Source organism: Rhizobacter sp. P3_B12, from assembly GCF_056402895.1.
Genome location: NZ_JBFUGN010001148.1, coordinates 1 through 1,776, shown reverse-complemented (window position 1 = coordinate 1,776; position 1,776 = coordinate 1). Strand labels below are relative to the sequence as shown.

Genomic DNA, 1,776 nt, shown 5'->3' with positions numbered 1-1,776 from the left:
CTATGGCAGTGGCGGCCTGGCGCTGGATGGCAACCAGGGCAGCTACGTGACCGCCCCGAGCGCGGCGCTGGACCTGGGCGCGAATGACTTCACCGTGGAAGCCTGGGTGCGGCTGAACGCCTACGGCAACTTCGCGACGCTGCTGAGCAACTACGGCAACGGTGGGGCGCGGGGCTTCGACATCCTGACCGGCCCCAACGGCTCGGTGGCCACGCGCTGGTCGCAGGACGGGTCGAGCGATGCCGGMAGCCTCTGGCATGCGAACCAGATCCCGCTGAACACCTGGGCCCACRTYGCGGTGGTGCGCCAGGGCACGGCGCTGCGGATCTTCCTGAAYGGCGTGCCGAGCGCGCCGGTGGCGATCAACGGGGCGATCTACCCATCGAGCACGCCGGTGAACATCGGSCGCACGCCGGACACGGGCCAGGGCGTGTGGYACCTGAACGGCGCGGTCGACGAGGTGCGCATCACCCAGGGCGTGGCGCGCTACACSGCGGCCTTCACGCCGCCGGCGGCMGGCCTGCCGGGCAAGCCGGTGACRCCGGCGGTGCCGTCGCTGTTCAACACCGCGGTGGCGAACGAGGTCCAGAGCTGGACCTATGACGCGGACGGCCGGGTGCTCACGGCCAAGGGCTCGCGCAGCGACGCCAACGACACGACGGTCASCAGCTACCACCTCGACACCAACGAGGACCACACCCGGGGCGATCTGAAGAGCATCACGCTGCCGACCGGCGAGACGACCACCTTCACGAAGTACGCSAGGTCCGGCCAGGTGCTGCRGAGCACCGGCCCGACCGGYGTCRTSACGACCTACACCTACGACCTGCGCCAGCGCATGCTGAGCCGCACGGTGGGCGTGCAGACGACGGSCTACGCGTACGACGCCGCCGGCCAGCTCACGAAGGTGACGCTGCCCGACGRCAGCTGGGTGGGCTACGAGTACGACGACGCCCGCCGGGTGGTGGCGGTGRCGGACAAGAGGGGCAACCGCATCGAGTAYGTGCTGGACAACGCCGGCAACCGRGTCGACCAGCGGGTGAARGAYCCRSYSGGCGAGTTGCAGCAGAGCCTGAACGCGTTGATGGATGYGCTCGGRCGTGTGCAGCAGGCCGGCGTGACGGATGTGGCGCCGGCAACACARGCCTTCCCGCCGYTGCCGGCCTCACCACTGCCSCTGGAGCGCTACGAGYACGACGCGCAGGGCAACCGCACGAAGATCAYGCAAGGCGCGGGCACGCTGAACCTGCAGACGCGGCTGACGTATGACGCGCTGGAGCGGGTGAAGGACACGACCGACCCGAAGAAYGGCACGACGCGCTTCGAGTACGACGGCGGGGAYCGCACGACCCAGGTGACCGACCCGAGGAACCTCGCGACGCAGTACCCGCGCAACGGCCTGGGTGATGCGACGCAGGTGATCAGCCCGGACACCGGCAATGAGAGCCTGACCTACGACGCGGCCCGCAACCTGAAGACCCGCACCGACAGCCGSGGCGTGCTGACGACCTACGACTACGACGCGAGTGATCGGCTGACGGGAGCTACCTACACGCAGGCCGGCCAGCCGAGCGAGACGGTGACGCTCGCCTACAGCCAGACCGGCGCGGGCTTCAGCTACGGCGCGGGCAAGCTCACCAGCAGCAGCTACCCGGGTGGCTCGGCGCAGTACGGCTACGACGACCAGGGCGCGGTGGTCAGCGACGTGCAGCGCGTCGAGGCCAGCACCGGCAGCAACGTCGCGCAACTGACGCACACCGTGGCCTACGGCTACAC

The 1,776-nt window shown here is 69.7% G+C and carries 1 protein-coding gene; it reads left to right on the top strand.

The annotated features are described in order from the left end of the window. Positions 1-1,776, top strand: a 1,776-nt coding sequence (locus AC1D01_RS33140) for a LamG domain-containing protein (protein WP_477873721.1), incomplete at both ends; no start/stop codon positions are given.